At 71.0% G+C, this 20707-nt stretch carries 16 protein-coding genes and 1 tRNA gene; 8 read left to right on the top strand and 9 right to left on the bottom strand.

Annotated elements, in window-relative coordinates; genetic code table 11:
- Window positions 1-2: 2 nt before the first annotated feature.
- The 3 genes from gyrA (at window position 3) to ACIBBD_RS07485 (ending at window position 3578) form a co-directional block, all read left to right on the top strand.
- The gene (gene gyrA / locus ACIBBD_RS07475; protein WP_399418345.1) at window positions 3-2597 is read left to right on the top strand and encodes a DNA gyrase subunit A; all 2595 of its coding nucleotides are present in this window, start codon (window positions 3-5) and stop codon (window positions 2595-2597) included.
- A gap of 18 nt (window positions 2598-2615) precedes the next feature.
- Window positions 2616-3413, top strand: coding sequence for a DUF3566 domain-containing protein (locus tag ACIBBD_RS07480; RefSeq protein WP_399418346.1), 798 nt, complete (start codon window positions 2616-2618; stop codon window positions 3411-3413).
- Between the two features lie 88 nt (window positions 3414-3501).
- Window positions 3502-3578, top strand: a tRNA-Ile gene (locus ACIBBD_RS07485).
- Between the two features lie 454 nt (window positions 3579-4032).
- Here the strand turns inward: ACIBBD_RS07485 and ACIBBD_RS07490 are convergent.
- Both ACIBBD_RS07490 and ACIBBD_RS07495 read right to left on the bottom strand, forming a co-directional pair.
- Window positions 4033-4644: a hypothetical protein gene (locus ACIBBD_RS07490; RefSeq protein ID WP_399418347.1), complete on the bottom strand. Its 612-nt coding sequence runs from the start codon at window positions 4642-4644 to the stop codon at window positions 4033-4035.
- 91 nt (window positions 4645-4735) lie between these two features.
- Window positions 4736-5119 carry a hypothetical protein gene (locus tag ACIBBD_RS07495; protein ID WP_399418348.1) on the bottom strand — a complete coding sequence of 128 codons (384 nt, stop codon included), beginning with the start codon at window positions 5117-5119 and terminating at the stop codon, window positions 4736-4738.
- A gap of 770 nt (window positions 5120-5889) precedes the next feature.
- Here ACIBBD_RS07495 and ACIBBD_RS07500 point away from each other — a divergent pair.
- Complete coding sequence (locus ACIBBD_RS07500) at window positions 5890-6474, top strand: ALF repeat-containing protein (RefSeq protein ID WP_399418349.1); 585 nt, start codon at window positions 5890-5892, stop codon at window positions 6472-6474.
- A 764-nt stretch (window positions 6475-7238) separates the two neighbouring features.
- On the opposite strand, the gene ACIBBD_RS07505 is transcribed toward ACIBBD_RS07500, so the two are convergent.
- The 3 genes from ACIBBD_RS07505 to ACIBBD_RS07515 all read right to left on the bottom strand — a co-directional run bounded on the left by ACIBBD_RS07505 (window position 7239) and on the right by ACIBBD_RS07515 (window position 12964).
- The gene (locus ACIBBD_RS07505; RefSeq protein WP_399418350.1) at window positions 7239-8009 is read right to left on the bottom strand and encodes a DUF2637 domain-containing protein; all 771 of its coding nucleotides are present in this window, start codon (window positions 8007-8009) and stop codon (window positions 7239-7241) included.
- A 15-nt stretch (window positions 8010-8024) separates the two neighbouring features.
- Window positions 8025-8171, bottom strand: a complete 147-nt coding sequence (locus tag ACIBBD_RS07510; protein WP_399418351.1) for a hypothetical protein — start codon at window positions 8169-8171, stop codon at window positions 8025-8027.
- 494 nt (window positions 8172-8665) lie between these two features.
- Window positions 8666-12964, bottom strand: a complete 4299-nt coding sequence (locus tag ACIBBD_RS07515; RefSeq protein WP_399418352.1) for a hypothetical protein — start codon at window positions 12962-12964, stop codon at window positions 8666-8668.
- Window positions 12965-13559: 595 nt separating this feature from the next.
- On the opposite strand from ACIBBD_RS07515, the gene ACIBBD_RS07520 reads away from it, so the two are divergent.
- Together ACIBBD_RS07520 and ACIBBD_RS07525 are read left to right on the top strand one after the other, a co-directional pair.
- A complete protein-coding gene (locus ACIBBD_RS07520; RefSeq protein ID WP_399418353.1) occupies window positions 13560-14126 on the top strand; it encodes a hypothetical protein in 567 nt (188 codons plus the stop codon).
- A 65-nt stretch (window positions 14127-14191) separates the two neighbouring features.
- A complete protein-coding gene (locus tag ACIBBD_RS07525) occupies window positions 14192-14377 on the top strand; it encodes a ferredoxin (RefSeq protein WP_399418354.1) in 186 nt (61 codons plus the stop codon).
- A gap of 37 nt (window positions 14378-14414) precedes the next feature.
- On the opposite strand, the gene ACIBBD_RS07530 is transcribed toward ACIBBD_RS07525, so the two are convergent.
- The 3 genes from ACIBBD_RS07530 to ACIBBD_RS07540 all read right to left on the bottom strand — a co-directional run bounded on the left by ACIBBD_RS07530 (window position 14415) and on the right by ACIBBD_RS07540 (window position 16674).
- On the bottom strand, window positions 14415-15188 hold the full coding sequence (locus ACIBBD_RS07530; RefSeq protein WP_399418355.1) for a glycosyltransferase family 2 protein: 774 nt from the start codon (window positions 15186-15188) through the stop codon (window positions 14415-14417).
- Between the two features lie 5 nt (window positions 15189-15193).
- Window positions 15194-15832, bottom strand: coding sequence for a UTRA domain-containing protein (locus tag ACIBBD_RS07535; protein WP_399418356.1), 639 nt, complete (start codon window positions 15830-15832; stop codon window positions 15194-15196).
- A 470-nt stretch (window positions 15833-16302) separates the two neighbouring features.
- Window positions 16303-16674 (bottom strand): DUF6344 domain-containing protein, encoded by a 372-nt coding sequence (locus tag ACIBBD_RS07540; RefSeq protein ID WP_399418357.1) that lies wholly within the window; start codon window positions 16672-16674, stop codon window positions 16303-16305.
- Between the two features lie 350 nt (window positions 16675-17024).
- Between ACIBBD_RS07540 and ACIBBD_RS07545 the strand changes: the two genes are divergently transcribed.
- The gene (locus tag ACIBBD_RS07545) at window positions 17025-17153 is read left to right on the top strand and encodes a DLW-39 family protein (RefSeq protein ID WP_003999697.1); all 129 of its coding nucleotides are present in this window, start codon (window positions 17025-17027) and stop codon (window positions 17151-17153) included.
- Between the two features lie 341 nt (window positions 17154-17494).
- The gene (locus ACIBBD_RS07550) at window positions 17495-18838 is read left to right on the top strand and encodes a hypothetical protein (RefSeq protein WP_399418358.1); all 1344 of its coding nucleotides are present in this window, start codon (window positions 17495-17497) and stop codon (window positions 18836-18838) included.
- On the opposite strand, the gene ACIBBD_RS07555 is transcribed toward ACIBBD_RS07550, so the two are convergent.
- The gene (locus ACIBBD_RS07555; protein ID WP_399418359.1) at window positions 18802-20622 is read right to left on the bottom strand and encodes a protein kinase; all 1821 of its coding nucleotides are present in this window, start codon (window positions 20620-20622) and stop codon (window positions 18802-18804) included. The genes ACIBBD_RS07550 and ACIBBD_RS07555 overlap by 37 nt on opposite strands.
- Between the last annotated feature and the right edge of the window lie 85 nt (window positions 20623-20707).

A 20707-nucleotide genomic window follows, 5' to 3' on the forward strand; every position in this document is an offset into this window, starting at 1 on the left:
CAATGGCCGACGAGAACACCCCCGTCACCCCTGAAGAGGGCGGCGAAGTCGCGATGCGCGTCGAGCCCGTCGGGCTCGAGACGGAGATGCAGCGCTCGTACCTGGACTACGCGATGTCCGTCATCGTGTCCCGCGCGCTGCCCGACGTACGTGACGGTCTCAAGCCCGTTCACCGCCGCGTCCTGTACGCCATGTACGACGGCGGCTACCGCCCCGAGCGCGGCTTCTACAAGTGCGCCCGTGTCGTCGGTGACGTCATGGGCAACTACCACCCCCACGGCGACTCCTCGATCTACGACGCCCTGGTGCGCCTCGCCCAGCCGTGGTCGATGCGGATGCCGCTGGTGGACTCCAACGGCAACTTCGGCTCCCCGGGCAACGACCCGGCGGCGGCGATGCGCTACACCGAGTGCAAGCTGGCGCCGCTGTCCATGGAAATGGTCCGGGACATCGACGAGGAGACCGTCGACTTCACGGACAACTACGACGGCCGCTCCCAGGAGCCGACCGTCCTGCCGGCCCGCTTCCCGAACCTGCTGATCAACGGCTCTGCCGGTATCGCGGTCGGTATGGCGACCAACATCCCGCCGCACAACCTCCGCGAGGTCGCGGCCGGCGCCCAGTGGTACCTGGAGAACCCGGAGGCCTCGCACGAGGAGCTCCTGGACGCGCTGATGGAGCGCATCAAGGGACCCGACTTCCCGACCGGCGCGCTCGTCGTCGGCCGCAAGGGCATCGAGGAGGCGTACCGCACGGGCCGCGGCTCCATCACCATGCGCGCGGTCGTCGAGGTCGAGGAGATCCAGAACCGCCAGTGCCTGGTGGTCACGGAGCTGCCCTACCAGGTCAACCCCGACAACCTCGCGCAGAAGATCGCCGACCTGGTGAAGGACGGCAGGATCGGCGGCATCGCGGACGTCCGCGACGAGACGTCGTCCCGTACGGGCCAGCGTCTGGTCATCGTGCTCAAGCGTGACGCGGTCGCCAAGGTCGTCCTGAACAACCTGTACAAGCACACGGACCTGCAGACCAACTTCGGCGCGAACATGCTGGCGCTGGTCGACGGCGTCCCGCGCACCCTCTCCCTGGACGCGTTCATCCGCCACTGGGTGACGCACCAGATCGAGGTCATCGTCCGCCGGACGCGTTTCCGCCTGCGCAAGGCGGAGGAGCGCGCCCACATCCTCCGCGGCCTGCTCAAGGCCCTGGACGCCATCGACGAGGTCATCGCGCTCATCCGGCGCAGTGACACCGTCGACGTCGCGCGCACCGGCCTGATGGAGCTCCTGGAGATCGACGAGATCCAGGCCAACGCCATCCTCGAGATGCAGCTGCGCCGCCTGGCCGCCCTGGAGCGACAGAAGATCGTCCAGGAGCACGACGAACTCCAGGCGAAGATCAACGAGTACAACGCGATCCTCGCCTCCCCGGTCCGCCAGCGCGGCATCGTCAGCGAGGAACTCGCCGCGATCGTCGAGAAGTACGGCGACGACCGCAAGACCATGCTGGTGCCCTACGACGGTGACATGTCCATCGAGGACCTGATCGCCGAGGAGGACATCGTCGTCACCGTCACGCGCGGCGGCTACGTCAAGCGCACCAAGACGGACGACTACCGCGCCCAGAAGCGCGGCGGCAAGGGCGTCCGCGGCACGAAGCTCAAGGAAGACGACATCGTCGACCACTTCTTCGTGTCGACCACGCACCACTGGCTGCTGTTCTTCACCAACAAGGGCCGTGTTTACCGGGCCAAGGCGTACGAGCTGCCCGACGCCGGCCGTGACGCGCGTGGTCAGCACGTCGCCAACCTGCTCGCCTTCCAGCCCGACGAGGCGATCGCCGAGATCCTCGCCATCCGCGACTACGAGGCGGCGCCGTACCTGGTCCTGGCCACCAAGGGGGGCTTGGTCAAGAAGACGCCGCTGAAGGATTACGATTCGCCCCGCTCCGGCGGCGTGATCGCGATCAATCTCCGGGAGCGGGAGGACGGTTCCGACGACGAGCTGATCGGTGCCGAACTCGTTTCGGCGGACGACGATCTGCTTCTGATCAGCAAGAAGGCGCAGTCGATCAGGTTCACCGCCACGGACGACTCGCTGCGGCCCATGGGCCGTGCCACCTCGGGCGTCAAGGGCATGAGTTTCCGTGAGGGCGACGAGCTGCTCTCGATGAATGTTGTTCGACCCGGTACGTTCGTGTTCACTGCCACCGACGGCGGGTACGCGAAGCGGACCGCCGTCGACGAGTACCGCGTCCAGGGTCGCGGCGGCCTCGGCATCAAGGCCGCCAAGATCGTCGAGGACCGGGGTTCGCTCGTCGGGGCGCTGGTGGTCGAGGAGACCGACGAGATCCTCGCCATCACGCTCGGCGGCGGTGTGATTCGTACGCGAGTCAACGAGGTCAGGGAGACGGGCCGTGACACCATGGGCGTCCAACTGATCAACCTGGGCAAGCGCGATGCCGTGGTCGGCATCGCACGTAACGCCGAGGCGGGGCGCGAGGCGGAGGAGGTCGACGGCGACATCGCCGTGGACGAGATCGCCGAGGACGCCGCGACCAGCGGCACGGACGAGGGTGAGTCGCCCTCGTCCGAGTAGCACGAGGAGTGAGTCATCGTGAGCGGAGCCACGGGCGCCGGTTCGGTCGGTACGCCGGCCGGCACCTCTGCCGGTTCGTCTGCCGGTTCGTCTGCCGGTCAGGAAGCGGACGACGGGGGCCGTGGCTCCGCCGCGGGGGCGAAGGACGCGCGGGGCGCCGAGGGGCGGGCGGCGGACACGCACACCACCCAGCTGAAGGCGATCAAGCCGTCCACGACCGACTCGCCCTCGCCCGACGGACAGGGATCGCAGGGATCCCGAGGATCCCAGGGGGGAACCGTGACGGACACCCGAGGCCCGCAGACCCGGCAGGAGGCCTCCCCGCTCCCCGGGGAACGGGGATCGCAGCAGCCCTCCGGGCCCTACCACCCGCCGCAGGCCTATCCGGCCCAGTCCCCGGCCGGCGCGGTACGCCGTCCGCGCACCGGCGCCACCACCACGCCCCGCGTGCGCAAGGCGCGGCTGCGCGTGGCGAAGGCCGACCCGTGGTCGGTGATGAAGGTCAGCTTCCTGCTCTCCATCGCGCTCGGCATCTGCACGATCGTCGCGGCCGCCGTCCTGTGGATGGTCATGGACGCGATGGGCGTGTTCTCGACGGTCGGCGGCACGATCTCCGAGGCGACCGGCTCGAACGAGTCGAACGGCTTCGACCTCCAGTCGTTCCTGTCCCTCTCCCACGTCCTGATGTTCACGTCGATCATCGCGGTCATCGACGTCGTCCTCGCGACGGCCCTGGCGACCCTCGGGGCGTTCATCTACAACCTCTCCGCGGGCTTCGTGGGCGGCATCGAGCTGACGCTCGCCGAGGACGAGTGACCTGCCCCGGCTATCGATTTTGGGACTGCCCCGGTCGTGCGCTAATCTTCAGGAGTCAGCGCGCGGGACACACACCGCAGAGCGCGGCGGGGCTATAGCTCAGTTGGTTAGAGCGCATCCCTGATAAGGATGAGGCCACAGGTTCAAATCCTGTTAGCCCCACCAGCGAGAAGACCCCCGGTCCGACAGGGCCGGGGGTCTTTGACATCTCTTTGTGACATCTCTCTGTCCATCTGAGCTGTTACGGATTTCTCCACCTCATCAAGCACCCGTCGTCGCTTCGCTCCTCCGGGCGGGCGCGGGCGGCCGGCGGCGCCCGCGCTCGAGCACCCGACGCACTTCAGCCATGGTCGGCGCGCACTCTTCTGGCGTCAGCGGCTGACAGCAATAGGCGCGGATGTGGCCGACCGGTGAAGCCCGGTGAGCCGATGGCGGTACAGCAGTGAGGCACAGCAACCGAGCCCCAACCGCAGACGACCGCCACAGACTGCTAGCACTCCCGCGACCAGCGCGAATGACTTCAGCGACCGTCCCGCCCGTAGTTCGCATCTAGGGGTAACTAGGGCCCGTCTTAAAGGCGACCATGGCCGGGCGGAGTCGGTCGCAACGTGCCGCCGAATCACTCGCCCGCACCCCCACCCGAGCAGTCCACCTCCCTGATGGGGTCACGCATGCCGTCGCGGAACGCGCCGAGCCCGGCATCGAAGTCGACCGCTGAGCCGACGAACAACGTCGACTCGTCGGGTGCCACGTAGATTTTGCCGCCGCCGCGCACGGCGTGGACGAGGCAGATACCCAGTCCGTCCGGCAATTCCACGATGTTCACGACCGGATCGGTTGTGAACTCCGCGAGCAGGCTGAGCCCCACCGCGACGAGCCGATCGGTACCGCCGGTGACTGCGGCCGCGCCGTCGGCGGCCACAGCCGACAAGGGCCGACGCACCTGGGCACTTGCCGGCTCGGTCAATTCGATCAGGTAGCCCGCGCGGGCGGCCGCCTCAAGGAAAGCATCGAGGTCGGATGACTCGCGCAAAAGCGCACCGAGCTCCCCCTCGGCTTCAGCCAGCTGGAAGCTGGCGGTCGCGAACGAATGCGTCACCGGGGAGGTTCCCGCAGGGAGCGGCGGAACGGAGGTGCTGACCAGGAGCCCCGGCTCTCCGCGAATCTCCAGCGCCACCCGCCCGCCCCGCAGCAGCCGGTAGCTGTGCGTTACCTCGGACGCGCCGCCCACGGCCTGCCCTCCGCTCCGCTGACCTGCTCGAGGCATGCGAGCATCATCAGATCGTCCTCAGGGCACGCCGTCGCGTAACCCCTCGGGGTCATCACGAGGTGCCGCCATGGCCCTGGAGGCCGTCCCGGTCGGGCACGGGGACACCGGCCAAAGTGAAGGGGTCGAGGAGAGCGCGGTACTGAGCCTCGGTCAGTTTCATGCGCTTGTGCACCGCCCGTGCGGCAATGACGCAGGCAGACTTGCTGTTCGAGTGAAGGCTTGCGCGGACCTGCTCCAGCTCGACGGCACGGGGGAGCAACGCCGATCTGACGGCGTGGTCGATCCAGGAGTGCTCCGAGGCGGACACTCGCGCCACCCGGCTGCCCTCACGGCCGCCCCGGGGCCACCGCTCCATGAAAGCCTCGTACACCGCCGCGAGTGCGGCAGCCGGTAGGGCCGTGGCGGACGAGACGAAGCGGGCGGTCGTGGGATCCACGGGAATACCTCCTCAGTCGTGTGAACGCGGCCAGGGTACGGTCTGGGTCGGACAGCGTCCCGACGGGCCAAGCGACCGAGGAGGGGGATCGGGATAGCGGCGCAATACCACGTGAGTGGACCTATGAGAGCAGCCCCTTCGCGCCGTACGACACCCTCGCGGCATCGCGACCCGATATGAGAAGACCGCCACCTCCTACGAGGCGGCGGTCACGCTCGCGTCGTTCCTGCTCTGGGGCAAGATCCGTTTGAATCACCGTTCACGGGTTCCCTTGGTAGTTCCTCTGCGCAGCTGTCAAGGGGAGCCCTGACACCTGACACCAACAGACGCGGACGAGGGCGGTCAGACGCGGCTCCCAGCGGAAGCGCATCCGAGGCCGGGAGCTCGTTAGCTGGTGCCGTCAGCTCACCGTGATCGAGCTGACAGGGATGAGGCCACAGGTTCAAATCCTGTTGGCCCCACCAGCGAGAAGACCCCCGTCCGACAGGGCCGGGGGTCTTTGACATCTCTCTGTCCATCTGAGTCGAGCACCCGACGCACTCCAGCCACGGTCAGGGAGAGTGGTGGGTCGAGGGAGAGCGAGCCGCTTGTGCCGCGAATACACAACGGGACACAGCGGTCCTTCGGGCGGCGGGTCAGCCGCAGTGATGCGAGCCACCGGCAAGCGGGATCGGCGAAGGCTGCCTGATCAAGGCACTGCGCCAGCCCGTCCCCTCCTGGGAGAATCCCAGCACCTGCACTCCTTGAAGATGACAAAGGTGGTTGACCTCATGAGATCGACTCGCGTGATCCTGGCTGTGGCCGCAGGCGCTCTTGCCCCGGCGCTGTTACTCGCTACACCGTCCATGGCCGCCTCCATCGCCCCCGCAGCCGCCGTCGCGACGGCCGGCTCGCCCTACGACGAGATGAGTGCGGACGACCTGCGGGTGGCGATATCCCGCATCCTCGCCGACCCCGACAGCGGCAAGCGCGTGATCCGGGAGGCGAACGCGCTCCTCGACAGCGGCACCGTGGAGGAGATGCGCGCTTGGCTGGAGACGGGCTACCCCCTCGCCCAGGCCGAGGACGACCGGGTCGCGCTCGCCAGGATTCTCGCTGACCCGGACAGCGGCAAGCGCGTCCTGGCGGAAGTCAACCAGCTTCTCGACAACGACAATCCCCAGCAGACGCGCGCTTGGCTGGAGACGGGCTACCGCCTGGCCCAGGCCGAGGACGACCGGGTCGCCATTTCCCGGCTCCTCGCCGACCCCGACATCAGCGACGCCTTGCGCGCAGCGGCCGGCGCTGCCCTCGACGACAACACCCCGGAAGCGCTGCGCCACTTCCTGGAGGTCGGCCGGTACGAGGTCGGCTAGAGGACGAGGGGCGGGCAGTAGGCCCGTCGAAGACCAGGGAGCGGAGACCGAGGAACGCGAGTCGTCACCTACCCGGCCGACACCGGCGGCTGCGGCCGGTCCGACGGACCATGTCGCGGGCGGCGCACCCTGCGTCGACTCCTTGTCCGCGAGCCCCCGGTGTCGCCGTCTGCGTTGATGTCCATCTCACGGTTCCTGCTTCGGGATCGCTGATGAGCCCGGCCGCCCCGGCGCGTGACATCAGCAGCTGACACCAACAGACACGAACCAGCGAGAAGACCCCCGGTCCGGATGGACCGGGGGTCTTCGTCATCCACCGGCTGGCATCAACGGCCGTGAACGGTGGCGGGCAGCCCGTCAGCCGATGAGCGGGGCTTCCGGGAGTCGGCGGGCATCGCCACGGCTTCCCGCTCGCTGTCGCCCACCCGTGCGTCCAGACACGTTCATGGTCCTGCTGATCCGGCCCCCCGAGGATCGCCGGGGCGGCCTTGGGCGCACCGTGAGAAGGCGAGCAGGTGCCGCGGGGGTGGTCCAGGCCGGCCGCCTCGCGATGCGGCGCACACGGGCCGTTCCACGAGGCGGTGGACGGTCCGGGAGCGGCCCGTCGGGTCGATCCGCCGCCGTTCTGCCTCCTGCCTTCTGCCTCCCCGCCTCCGCCCCGGACGGCCGCGTCAGGAGGCTGCGCCCGGCGGCCGCGCGGATCGGTGCGTGAACGAAAGCCTGTTCGTGGCGTCGGAAGACTGCGCGGGTATGAGGTGGTGACGCTACCGGCGGTGGCGGCGCGTGCCCTGTTGCGGTGGCAGAGTCAAGGTGATTTGTCGGACGAGTTGCTGGAAGCACGCCAGAGACGCGAGGGCGGGCAGAGCGGCTCCGGCGATACCGGTGAAGGTTTTTTCGGCCTGTGCTACGCACAGCATCATCGCGACGGAGGAGAACAGCAGAACGATGAACCATGAGTGCAGGGCCCGGCGCTGGTGCAAGGCGCTGCGCAGAATGGAGAGAGAGGCCACCATCCAGGGGCCGTACACGAGAACGGGCCACCAGGGAATCATCCCGCCCTTCGTGCCGGACGTGATGTTCTGCAGAGGTCCGTAGGCCACCATTCCGCCGAAGACACTCACCATTGCCACGATGACGGCAACGAATGCGACGATGACGAAGCTACCGGTCTGCAACCACTTGAGTCGGAGTTTCCTGACTCGGATCTTCCGGTGCCCGGCGGAGGAGCGTCGGATGGGTGGCAGCTGAGCGGTGATCTGGGCCAGGTTCTCCATCGGGTCGGTGAAGTCGACGCCGGCCGGTGGCTCGCTGCGAGGTGGCGGCACCGTGGCCGCCTGCTCCGCCGGAGCGGCCTCCTGCAAGAGGTAGGCGAGTTCCTCAACCGGGTCCCAGCCCGAGTCGGGGGGTACCAAGGGTTCCCCTGAGTGCAGGGTGTCGACGGGGGTACCGTGCCGGCTGGTCCCCGACCTGTAGGGGTATGCGTCGGAATACCATTCACGCCGCACAAAGGCGGGATCCGCATAGTCGTGATTCATGGAAATCCGCCCCCGTCAGGCGCGGTCCGCGTGGCAGCCGGAGTCTTCCCGGCCCTTCCACCGCTGATTGAGTTCCTCCTGGGCCGCCTCCAGCAGTGTGAGGAATTCGCGGAGCAGTGACTCGGTCACCAGGAGCTCGACCCGCGCGCCGTCCCCGTGCAAGGTGTCACGTACCTCAAGCGCCGAATGTGCGACACCGGGCGGGTAAGTGGATTGTCCCGCTGTCACATCACGGCTCGCAGGCAGATTATCCTTCCTTGCACTGCGGTGAGGCAAGCCATTGAACCTAGCTTTCGTCATACCTCGCTAACGCCGCTTCCTCTCCTCCGGATGCGCGGCAAATGAGTGACCGTGGCGCGTGAAAACGTTGGGGAGAGCGTTTTTTATTTTATGTCGCCCGTAACTCATTCCGGCACCTTATGAGTCGAGCGGTTTGTCTTCTGAAAGTTTCTTGGGGGGCACAGAAGATCACCGTCGAGGGGCAGGGCGGCGCCTGCCGGCGTGAGGGCTGGTCGCGGAGGGCATGCGAAGGCCCGGCCGCTAGCGACGGGGGATGCACTAGCGACCGGGCTATGGCCAAGGCTAACAAGGCTGGTGGGCCGGGGGGAGGGACTGCTCGAGTGGACTCCGGTGTTGTGACCGGGATCACTTTCCTGTCACTCGTCGCAGGGCGGCTCGTACGAGAGGCGGGGCAGGTACTCGTGCCACTTCTCCCGGGTCAGGACGCCCCGCGTGGTCGAGCAGATGTGGTCGATGGCCTGGTCGACGTCGAGGTTCCACAGCCGGACGGTGTCCGTGCCGCTCGACACCCCGATCATGTGGCTCTTGGGGCTGAAGGACAGGAAGTTGCCCGTCTTGGCGTTGGGACTCATCGACTGGCCGATGGGGGTCGCGTCGGAGGGGTCCGTGACGTTCCACAGGCGGACCGTGTTGTCGTTGCCGCCGCTCGCGAGGGTGTGGCCGTCCTGGCTGAAGGTCAGGGAGACGACCGCTTCGGTGTGGCCGGTGAGGGGGGAGTGCCGCTGGGTGGCCTCGAGGGGGTCGGTGACGTTCCACAGGCGGACCGTGTCGTCGTCGCTGCCGCTGGCCAGGGTGCGGCCGTCGGGGCTGTACACGAGGGTGTTGACCGGTCCGGCGTGGCCCTTGAGGGGCGTGCCGAGGGGGGCGGCGTGGCGGGGGTCGGTCACGTCCCAGAGGCGGATGGTGCCGTCCGCGCTGCCGCTGGCCAGGGTCCGGCCGTTCCGGCTGAAGACCAGGGCGTTGACGTAACCCCTGTGGCCGGTGAGCGGGGCGCCGAACGGGACGGGGCGGGAGGGGTCGGCGATGTTCCAGAGCTGCAGGGTGCGGTCGTCGTAGGCGGTGGCGAGGGTGCGGCCGTCGGGGCTGAACGCCAGCGCCTCGGGGCCCATGAACCGGGTGCGCAGCTCGATGGGCGGCCCGTAGGAGACCGGGTGGGCCGGGTCGGTGACGTTCCACAGGTGGACCGCGCGGCTGCCCGTCAGCACCGCGAGGGTGCGGCCGTCGGGGGAGAACACCAGCGAGCGCTGTCCGCCGTCCCCGGGCATGAACGGTTGGTTCAGCAGAACCGGGCGGTCGGGGGTCTCCACGTTCCACAGCCGGACGCTTCCGTCGCGCGCGGCCGTGGCGAGCACCCGCCCGTCCGGGCGGAAGGCTCCGCTGCGGCCGATCATGTCCGATGTGGGGATCGACCACAGGCGGACCTTGCTGTCGCCGCTTCCGGTGGCGAGGGTGCGGCCGTCGGGGCTGAAGCCCAGGGCGTACATCTCGCCGCTGCTCCCCGCGAGGGGTTCGCCGACCTGGGACGGGTACGCCGGATCGCTGACGTTCCACAGACTCGCCGTGCTGTCGGCGCTGGCCGCGGCGAGCGTGGTGCCGTCGGAATTGAAGGCCACCGACCAGATCGGGGCGGTGTGGCCGGTGAGCGGTGGGCCGAGCTGGGCGGCCCGGCGCGGGTGGGTCACGTCCCAGAGGCGGATGGTGTCGTCGGCGCCGCCGCTCGCGAGGGTGCGCCCGTCGGGGCTGAAGGCCACCGAGTGCACCAGGTCGGTGTGGCCGGTCAGCGTCCGCAGGAGGTCCGGACGGGCCGGGGCGGTGACGTCCCACAGCATGATCGTGTCGTCGTCGCCGCCGGCCGCCAGCGTCCGTCCGTCGGGGCTGAACGCGACCGAGCGCACGGCGGCGGTGTGTCCGGTCAGAGCGCCCAGCGACGCGGGACGGCCCGGATCGGCCATGTTCCACAGGCGTACGGTGCTGTCCTCGCCGACGGAGGCCAGCGTGCGCCCGTCCGGGCTGAAGGCGAGCAGGTAGATCGTGCCCTTGTGCCCGGTCAGGGGCGTACCGAGCGGCTTCGGGCGACCGGGGTCCCGTACGTCCCACAGCCGGATCGTGCCGTCGTCCCCGGCGCTGGCGAGGGTGCGGCCGTCCGGGCTGAAGACGGCGCTGCTCACCCAACTCGTATGGCCCCTGAGGGGCTTGCCCAGCGGCTCGGGCCGCGTCGGATCGCTCACGTCCCACAGCCGTACGGTCCGGTCGTAGCTGGCGGTGGCCAGCAGCCGTCCGTCGGGGCTGAAGGAGGTGAGGTAGACGGCGCCGGTGTGGCCGAGGAGCGGGGTGGCCAGCGGGGCGTTGACGATCGAGATCAGCCGGTTGATCGTGCCCTCGTCGTCCGGCCGCAGGTGGTGGGCGACCAGGTCGAGCTGGGCGGACAGCGACGGGTCCGTGTACTGGACGCGGTCGGCCTCGGCGACGACCTGTTCGAACACGGCGTCATTGCGCTGCTGCCAGGCGACGACCGCCGCGCCGACGGCCACGATCGCCAGGACGACCAGGGTCGACACGGCGGCCCGGCTGATCCACACCGTGCGCTTGCGGAGCCTGACCGAAGCGGCCAGGAACTCCACCGCGCTCCGGGTCAGGTAGGTGTCGCCGGCCGACTCCGCCCACGCGCGGGCCTGTTCGAGACGGGAACCCCGGTAGAGCAGCGACGAGTCACGGAGCGAGCTCTCCCAGGCCCTGCCGTCCTCCTCCAGGCGCTGGCGGAGCAGGTTGCCGCCCCGGTCCTCGTCGATCCAGTCGCGCAGCCGGGGCCAGGCGTGCAGCAGGGCCTCGTGGGTGATCTCCACGGTCTCCGCGTCGAGCGTCACCAACCGGGCGCGGACCAGCGCTTCGAGGGACTCCTCGGTCTTGTCCGGGTCCGTCGACTCCGCCGCCAGCTGGCGCCGGGTTCCGCGCCGGCGGGTGGCCTGGGTGTCCTCGCTCAGGCGGACCAGGCGGAGCAGGAGCAGCCGCGCGGCCGTACGCGCCGCCGGGTCGAGACTGGACCAGGCGCGCTCGGCGGTCGCCGCCACCGCTCCCTGGATGCCGCCGGCCGCGCGGTAGCCGGCCAGCGTCAGCCTGCCGGCCTTGCGGCGCTGCCAGGTGGCGAGCAGGGCGTGGGAGAGGAGCGGGAGCACGCCCGCGTCGTGCGCGCCTCGGGGGCCGTCCGCGCTGACCTCACGGACGATCAACTCGGCGAGCCCGGGTTCGAGTTCGAGCCCTACGGCCTTGGCGGGTCCGGTGACCGCTTCGCGCAGCTCCGTGGTGGTCAGGGGGCCGAGCACCATGTGCCGGTGCTGCAGCGCGTCGGCCAGCTCGGGGTAGCCGAGGCACTGCTCGTAGAAGTCGGCCCGGATGCCGAGGATGACGAGGACGGGGGCCGGGTCGCCCGGGGCGGCGGGTGTGCAGGCGGCGTGGAGGAGCTGGATGAAGGTGCGCCGGGTCGCCTCGTCGGGGCAGAGGGTGAACGTCTCCTCGAACTGGTCGACGATGACGACCGGGCGGTCTCGGGAGGGCGCGGGGGATGCGGGGGCCGCGGGGGACGGGGAGACCGCGGCGGATGTGGGGGGCGCGGAGGGCGTGGAACTCGCGGAGGGCGCGGAGCTTGTGGACGGTGCGGAGCCTGTGGAGGGCGCGGAGCCTGTGGAGGGCCGGGCGGGCTCGGCGGAGTCCGAGACCTCGGTGAGGCCCGAGACCACGGTGGAGTCGGCGGACTCGGGGGCGGCGGGTTCGGAGGCGGTCGCCTCGGGGGCGGCGCGTTCGGGGGCGGCGGGTTCGGAGTGGGCCCATGCCGTGACGGCGTCCCGTACCGCCTGTGCGAAGTCCGGGGCGCCGGGCTCCTTCGCCGCACCGGGTCCCCCGGCGGTGGTCCGGGCGACGTCGGCGAGGACCTCGGCGAGTCCGGGGACGGAGCGGGTCAGCTCCCCGAGGGGATCGGCTCCCGGGACGAGCTGGAGGACCTTCCTGCACCGGCCGTCCTCGGTGGCGGTGGACACCGGCCCGCCCGGTGGGCCGTTGCGCAGCGCGGGCACCAGGCCGGCGCTCAGCAGGGAGGACTTGCCCGCTCCCGAGGCGCCCACCAGCATCACCAGGCCACCGGTCTCCTCCGCGGCGCCGAGCTGGGCGACGAGGGCCTCCGTGCTCCGCTCGCGGCCGAAGAACCACCGGGCGTCCTCCTGGCGGTACGAGGCGAGGCCCCGGTACGGGCAGACGCCGGGCGGCACCGGCGGGGGTTCGCCGGAGGGCCTCTCCTCCTCGGACGGCTCGGGGCCGTCACCGACCGGGTCGGCCAGCGCGCGCTCCCACAGGCGCTGCCACTGGGCCAGGTCGTACAGACCCGTGGACACGGGCACGGGACGCAGGCGGCGTGCTTCGGGGATGAGGACGTGGAGCACCGCCGCCAGGGCGGCGAACTGGGCGGGCACGTTCCTCGCCCGTCGCCAGTCACTGATCCGCTGGGCGGAGACCCGTACGGGCCGGCCTCGTTCGTCGGACCGCTGGAGACGGGCGACGGCCTCGGACACGCGCTTGAGGGGAGGGTTGCCGGCCTCCTTGTAGAGCAGCGCGAGACGTTCCGCGAAGGCTGTGCGTGCCCCCGAGCCGGAACCCAAGGTCTCCACCCCTTTACTCCCCCGCAGCTGGCATCCGGTCCGGAAAACTCACTTTATACAGCTGACCTGCGGTAAAGCGGCTGACCGGACACCGGAACCTCCTCCGAACGACCCCTGGGATGGCAGGATCCCGTCGCAGTAGCGCATCCACCGGGCGTCGCCCACACAGGCCACCAGCTCAGCGCTAGGAGACAGCTCATGGCGCCGCATGTTCCCGGCCAATTTCCGCCGGATGTCCCAGACGGTCGCGACACTCCCGTCGCATGAGCGTGCGGGAACCCGTCAAGCAGTCCCACGTCCGGACTGCTGCCTCCATCGCCACGGGTTCCCGGCTTACCTCGGTCCACGCCCGCACGGCGCGGACCGACGCCGCCCGCACCGTTCGGCAGCGGTCCGCACGAGGGGAGGGACCGGTGCCGAACGGTGCGGCGTGCGGCAGGGGAGCGCTTGAACGCCCCCGGCATCCCACAGCACGGCACCCCACAGCACGGCGACGAGTTCGGCCACGCCCACGGCTTCGGCTGAGGGCCCTCACACCCCTGGCTAGCTGACGGCCCGTCAGTTATCGTCGCCCTGCCGTGCCGCTTCCGAAGGGGTGGATGCCATGGAGACCCGTGCCCAGAGCCCGCAGCCGCCGGGGGTTCCCCGTTGGGCCGCGATGTTCTACGAAGCGTCGTCGGGGACGTGGCGGCTGGGTGCGGAATCGCCCGACCGTTCACCGGTGGTGTACGCGATCGGTGAGATGGCCCAGGTCATGCGGGCGCGGGGCGACGAGGTCACCGTCGCGCTGTGGGGCCCGCAGGACGGCGCGTGGCGGCGCTTCGACACGGCCGCCCCGACGACCGACACGGCCGTAGCCACGGCCGACACGGCCGTAGCCAGGGCCGACACGGCCGTAGCGCCGGACACGTCGTCCCGGTCGGCGTCCGGATCGGCGTCCGGATCCACGTCCGGGTCGGCGTCCCAGGGCGCCGGGGAGCCGAGCCGACTCGCGGAGCGGATGCACGATCGCCGGCACCAGGTGCTCATGGCCGGTCTGAGCAGAGCGGGCCTCTACGACCTGGCACCGGACGACGTGGCGGCCGTCCGGACCGTCGTGGACCGGCTCGACGAGGCCACCCTGCGCAGGGTCGCCCACTGGATGGCCGTGGCCGGCCACCGAGCCGGTTGAGCGAGCCGCACGGAGGGCAGTCAGGTCGTGACGGTCTCTTGGTTCGCATCGCGACTGGAGTGCACATGAGGATCTCCGTGGACCCCGACCAGTGCTACGGCTCCGGCGAGTGCGTCTACAGGGTGCCGTCCGTCTTCACCGAGGCGGATGGGTTCGGAGCCGTCATACCGGGGCGTGAGGACGCGGGCGACGATCCGCGGGTGCGGGAGGCGGCGGAGAGGTGCCCCTCCCAGGCCATCGTCATCAGGTAGCCCGGCCCACCCGTACCGGGGCCGGCCGAAACCCCGCTCAGGGGCGACGCCACCGGAACGACGCCAGCGCCCTCGCCCTCGCCTCCACGACGGCCATGCGGGCATCGCGCTCGGCCGGGTCCACGTGTGCCGCCTGTCCTGTGGCCTGACCGCCCCACTTCCGGTAGAGGAGCCCCACCTCCTTCGAGAACCACCCGCGGCTCACCGCGTTGAGGGCGAGCAGCAGCCCGGTGTCCTCCGACGCGGGCAGGGCCATCCAGCCGCCCAGCGCGAGCAGCAGATCCCGCCGTACGCACAGGGTCGCCGGGTGCACCGGCGCCCGGAAGTCGTTCTCCTTCCAGAAGCCGAGGACGTCACCGCGCTCGATCGGCCCGTCGGGCGGGTCTCCGGCGAAGCCGACCGTCGACCCGTCCGGAAGGAAGTCGAGGACGCGCGAGGTCGCCCACCCGATCGCGGGGTCGCCCTCGAGGGCGGCCAGGTCCCGGGCCAGGGCGCCCGGGGTGAGCCGGTCGTCCGCGTCCAGCACCTTCACGTACGCGCCCTCGGCGTGGGCGAGCGCGATGGTGCGGGCGACACCCGGCCCGCCCCGGCGCCCCTGGCGGAAGGTCACCCGCGGGTCGTCGGGGACGTACGGGGAGACCTCGTCCGTCGTGCCGTCCTCCTGGATCACCCAGTGCCACTCCCAGCCGTCGGACAACTCCTGCTCGCACAGCGACGCGTAGGCCTCCGGCAGGTACGGGGCCGACGGGGCGTGCACGGCGGTGAGGACGACGATGCGCCGGCTCGCGGCGGCGTCCACGGCGGAGCCCACCGCGCTCACCACCTTTCCAGGCGGGTGGTGAAGAGCAACTCCGTACGGTCGCCTGGCAGGGTGACGTCGGCGATGTTCACCGCGCGGCCGTCGATGTCGTAGGAGGTCTTGCGGAGCAGGATCACCGGTGTGCCGGCCGGCAGGTCCAGTTCCCGGGCCTCTTCGGGGGTCGGCGCACGGGCGGTGACGCGTTCCTCGACACGGTCCACCTCGATGCCGACGGTGTGGAGCTGGTTCTGGGTGCCGCCGGGCCACGGCTCCTTGGTCTCGTCCAGCAGGTCCGGGTTGGCCGCGATCATGTCGCGGACGAGGTAGGAGGTCACGAGGCCGAAGGGAGCGCTCTCGCCCGCGCACCTGGTCCGGTAGGTGCGTTCGACGAGCACCGTGCGGTCCTGGACCCCGAACGCGTCCGCGAGGTCGCCCGGCGCCTTGACCTCTCGGTACGTCGCGTGGAACACGAGGTCCTGGGACTCCAGGCCGGTGTCGCGTTCCGTCGCCCCGGTACCGGCCCGCTCGGTCAGCGGCGCGCGCGCCCGGTCCTTCTCCCACTGGTGCCGCCGGTTGTCACGGACGGACGGGGCGCGGGGGTGCCGGACAGCGGCGTCGCGGCCGTGCGGTCGGTCGATCCGGTCTTCCTCGTTCACGCCGTACGCCTCCGTCGTCCCTGGTCCCTCGTCCCGTGTGGCGTCCGTCGTTTGGCGTGCCGCCGACAAGCTGACAACCGCGGCTCAGCCTACGGCCGCTCGGAGGGCTCCGCCCGGCAGGGGCGTACGAACGGGGCGCGTACTCCCCTTATCCGTGTGCGTGCGCCGCTTCTCGGCCGGATGGCGCGAGGGAGTCGGCACGGGAGGAGAGGACCCTGCGCTGACGGTGGGACTCGCCGGACGTCCGCGCACGCCGAAGGCCCGGTGGCTCCTGGGGGAGCTTCCGGGCCTGCTTCGTGGGCGTTGTACCGGCTGTACGCGAGTCGCCGTTACGTGCTGGTGGTGCCGTGGGGCTGGTGGTGCAGGTGCTGGTGGGACGAGTCGCAGTACCAGCGGTGCTGGTGCTCGTGCCTGTGAGCGTGGTGTCGAGGTCGGTCGGTTCGCGCTGTCGGATGCTGCGGGCCGGGGGCTCAGCGCTGGAGCGGCACCGGCGCCCTGAGATCGTCCGTCGCGGCTTCGGGGTCACAGGGCGTCGGGAGCTGGTCGGCCGGTTCCGCTTCCGGGAGGGGGCGGTGGCGGCAGCTGGGCGACTTGCCGTGGGCCTCGGCGCGGATGCGCTGCTTCATCGTGGGGGGCAGGGACCGGGCGAGGAGCCGGGACCAGGGGGACACCGCCGGCACGGCCGGGTGCACGGTGCTGTCGCTCAGGTCGCTGTTGCGGGTCGGCTCGGTCTGCGCTACCGCGGTCGTGGCGGCCGCCGTGACGAATCCGAGCGCGGCGCACAGGGCGACGAGGGCGGAAATGATGGTGGTCCAGAGCTGCATGACCCGGTTCTCGGCCATGTCCCCTCACTTTCGGACTGGGCGATTTGCGTACTTTCCTCATGATGTGTATGGGGGGAACGAAGTGGTGGACCGACGCTCATGGCGTGGGGATGTTCCGATGAACACCACTCGGATGGCCGCAAAAGGGGAGAAAAATAGTAGAAACAGGATCAGGCAGGGCGAAATCGCTCTCCGTGGCGGCGTGATCACCCTCCGGTCGGAGCGCCTGATCCGCTGCCCCCCGAGCCGTCCAATGCGCCGCCGAGGGCGGGAGTTGAGGGCCCGACGCAGGTCACCGATCGATATCGGTCGGTGTGTATAGTCGGGCGCCAGAGGTCCCCTACGTCAACGAAAGACGAGGTCGCGCGGTGAAGAAGCTTCTCCTGGTCGCACTGGCCGCCATCGGCGGGCTCCTCGTGTACCGCCAGATCCAGGCGGATCGCGCCGAGCAGGATCTGTGGACGGAGGCGACCGACTCCGTGCCCACGGGTTCGTGAGTACCGATACCGGAAACTGAACAGACCCCGGCCGTGCTTCGCGGTCGGGGTTTTGTGTTGCGCGGCGCGCCGTCTCCGGTGAGAGGGCGTGGACGCGGCGGTACGTATCGGACGCTCGTGCGGAATGCGGGGGTGGTGCGGGGGCCGGCGGGGCAGGATGGCCCACGGTCGGGTCCCTGGCAGGACCAGGTGCCGGCGAGCGGACGAGGGGGCGTGTCATGGGCCGGCGTGCGGGACGGGCGGTCGCCGTAGGACGACCCGCTGTATGGCGACCCGCTGTATGGCGACCCGCTGTATGGCGAGCTGTCGTCGTCAGGGCTGTCGTGGTGAGGGCTGTCGTGGTGAGGGCTGTCGTGGTCAGGGCCGTCGTGCGGGTCACCGCCGTGGCGCTGGTGGTCTGTGCGGCGTCGGCGGGTCTCCCGGGAGCCGTGGCCGTGGCGGCCGTGCCGTCCTACGGCTTCGACGGCGACGCCCGGAGCGTCCCGGCCGCGACGGGCACCGGCAACGCCGAACGCCTGGAACCCGGCACCACCTACCGGAGCTCCTTCACGGCAGGCGGCAAGGCCTACTACCGTCTCGAACTCGACGACACCTCGAACGCCTACGTCTCCGTGACGGCCGTCCCCCGCGCCGACGCCACCCTCGCGAGCGGCGACGGGATCAAGGTCTCCGTGCAGAACGCCGACAGCGTCGGCTGCTCGCGCGACACCGTGACCGTGGGGGCGTCCCGCAGCCCGCGCCCGCTCACCGCCTGGGGCGCGCGGGAGATCAAGCCCGGCAAGGGGCTGTGCCAGGAGGCCGGCACGTACTACGTCGTCGTCGAGCGCACGGACACCGGCTCCGGCCCCGAGTCGGACCAGCCCTGGGAGCTGGAGCTCGCACCCGTCTCCGAGCCACCCCTGGAGAGGACCGGCGCCACGGACGTGCCCGAGGAGTGGGACTCCGCCACCCCCACGCCCCCCGTCGCCGAGCCCGTACGCCTCCGGGGCGGTGCGGGCTTCGCCGCCGCGACCGCTCTTGGGGAGGGCGTCTGGCGCGACGAGATCACCCCCGGGCAGACCCTCTTCTACAAGGTGCCCGTCGACTGGGGGCAGCAGCTGTCCGCCACCGTCGACCTGGACAGCGCGGACAAGGACACCGGCTTCGTCGTGCCCGCGCTGGAGATGACCCTCCACAACCCGGTGCGCGCCGAGGTCGAGGCCACCAGCATCGGCTACGGCGGCAGACAGACCTCGGCCGCCCTGGCCCCGATGCCGCCGGTCCGGTACGTCAACCGGTACGCCCCCAACGCCCCGGCCGACGGCCTGCGGTTCGCCGGCTCCTACTACCTCGTCCTGCACCTGTCCGCGCGGGTCGCCGACCGTTTCGGGGAGGGCCCGTACGGCCTGCGGCTGCGCGTGCGGGTCGACGGGACGGCGCGGTCCGCGCCGGGGTACGCGGGGCAGCCGGTGCCGCGCGGTGTCTTCGAGGCGGGCGCGCGGGCAGGTCGGGGCGCGGGTGCCGGTGGCCCGGCCGCAGGCGGTGACGGGTACGGCGGGGACGGCCGTACCGCCATGAAGGCGGTCGCCGCGGGCGGCATCGGCACCGGCAGCGCGCTGCTGCTGGTGCTCGGCGTGTGGACGGTCACGGCCCGGCGCCGGGCCTCGGCTCAGATCCGCGACAGGGCCCAGAACCCCACGGCGTAACAGACCAGCGCGAGCAGCAGGAGCGGCAGCGCGACCTTCACGGGCGGGCCGGGACGGCGGGCGGAACGGACGCGGCGGTGCCCCCGCCGGGTCGGGTGCGGCCGTATGGGAGCCGCGTCCGGGTGGGACGGCTGGGCGGGGGCCGGGGGCCGCGGGTTCTGAGCGGTGTACGAAGCGGTGGAGGCGTCGGCGCGGTGTGCGTGGGAACGCAGCGCGTAGGTGGGTTCGTACGGCGAGACGGCGTGGGAGTGATGCGGAGGCGGAGGAGGAGCGGGAGCGGACGCCGGGGCGGGCGTGTGCGTGGGCTCAGGAGGAGAGGACGTGGGCGTGTGGGCCGGCTGAGGGGGCGGCAGGTGGAAGCTGCCGGTGTCCGACATCGAGGGGGCCGGGGTGGGGGCCGCCGGTGGACGCGCCGGTCGCGCGGGCTGACGTGGGTCGCTCGGGACGGACTCCGGGCCGGTGCCGGTGCCCGTGCCTGGTCCGGTGCGTGGCCCAGTGTCCGGTGCCGTGCCTGGTCCGCGTGGTCCGACTCCGCGGGGAAGGGATCCGGACGCGCCGGAGCCGGTGGCCGAGCCGTACGGCACGCTCCCCGTACCGGCGCCGTACGTCACGCCACCGAGGCCGTCGCCGGAGCTCATCATGGACCCCGTGCCCGCGCCGGCGCCCACGGACCCCGTGCCCCCGCCGGCGCTCACGGACCCCGTGCCGGGCCACGCCGGGAGGGAATCCGTGCCCGGGTCGTCGGACATCCGGTCGGGAGACGACCGGCCCGTGGAGTGCCGGCCGGCGGAGGGCCGGTTGCCCGTGTCCCGTTGCTCCTGTTGTTGCCGTTGGTCCTGCCGCTCCCGCTGTGGGGACGTCCGCTCGAAGGCGGACGGCGTCACGGTGACGCCCGAGGCGAGCTGCAGCGGGCCGCTCGGGCCGAACCCCGAGGGCAGCGGCCCGATCTGGTCGAAGATCTCGATCTGCTCGTCGTCCGGGCCGGGCTCGGGCAGCAGCTCGGCGGCCGCGGCCAGCGCCTTGCGCGCCCCGGTGGCCGTGCGGAAACGGGCCTGCGGGTCCGGCTGCAGGAGCGTGGCCACGACCTGCCACAACGGCTCCGGAATGCCCTTGGGCGCGGCGGGAGTTCCGTGCTCCGCGAAGTACTGGACGAGCGCCTTGGCGTCCGGCTTGGCGCCCTCCAGCAGATACAGCGCGACCAGACCCACGGCGAACAGGTCGGCGGGGAAATCAGGGTCACTGCCCATCATCTGCTCGGGCGCGAGGTAACCGGGCGTTCCCACTACGAGGTTGGTCTCGGTCAGACGGGGCTCGCCCAACCGCATCGCGATGCCGAAGTCGGACAGCCGCAGCCGCGGCCGGGCCGTTCCGGTGGCCTCCAGCAGCACGTTGGCGGGCTTGATGTCGCGGTGCACGACGCCCTCCGCGTGGACCGCGGCGAGCCCGGACAGGAGCTGGTCGAGAAGCGTGCAGACGAACGCGGGCGGCAGGGGGCCGTAGTCACCGACCAGGTGGACCAGCGAACCGCCGGCGACCAGGTCCATGGTGAACAGGACCTTGTCGTCGTCGGCGGCCCAGCTGGCGGGGGCGAGGACGTGCGGATGGTCGATCCGCAGCGCCTGTTCGCGGACGAAGCGCAGCAGCGCGTGGGCGTCGCGCTGCTGGAGCACCTTGGCGGCCACGTAGCGGCGGCGCCGGTGGTCCCAGGCACGCCAGACGGCGCCGACCCCTCCACGGCCGATCGGGTCGGCGAGTTCGTACCGTCCGGCGAAGACCTCACCCATGGCAGTGCGTCGCTCCTCCCCCTGCGGTTTCCCCCTGCTACCCCCTCGCTACCCCCGGGATGAGCGATACGACCCCCGAGATGAG

It is taken from the genome of Streptomyces sp. NPDC051315 (assembly GCF_044455165.1).
Lineage (GTDB): Bacteria > Actinomycetota > Actinomycetes > Streptomycetales > Streptomycetaceae > Streptomyces.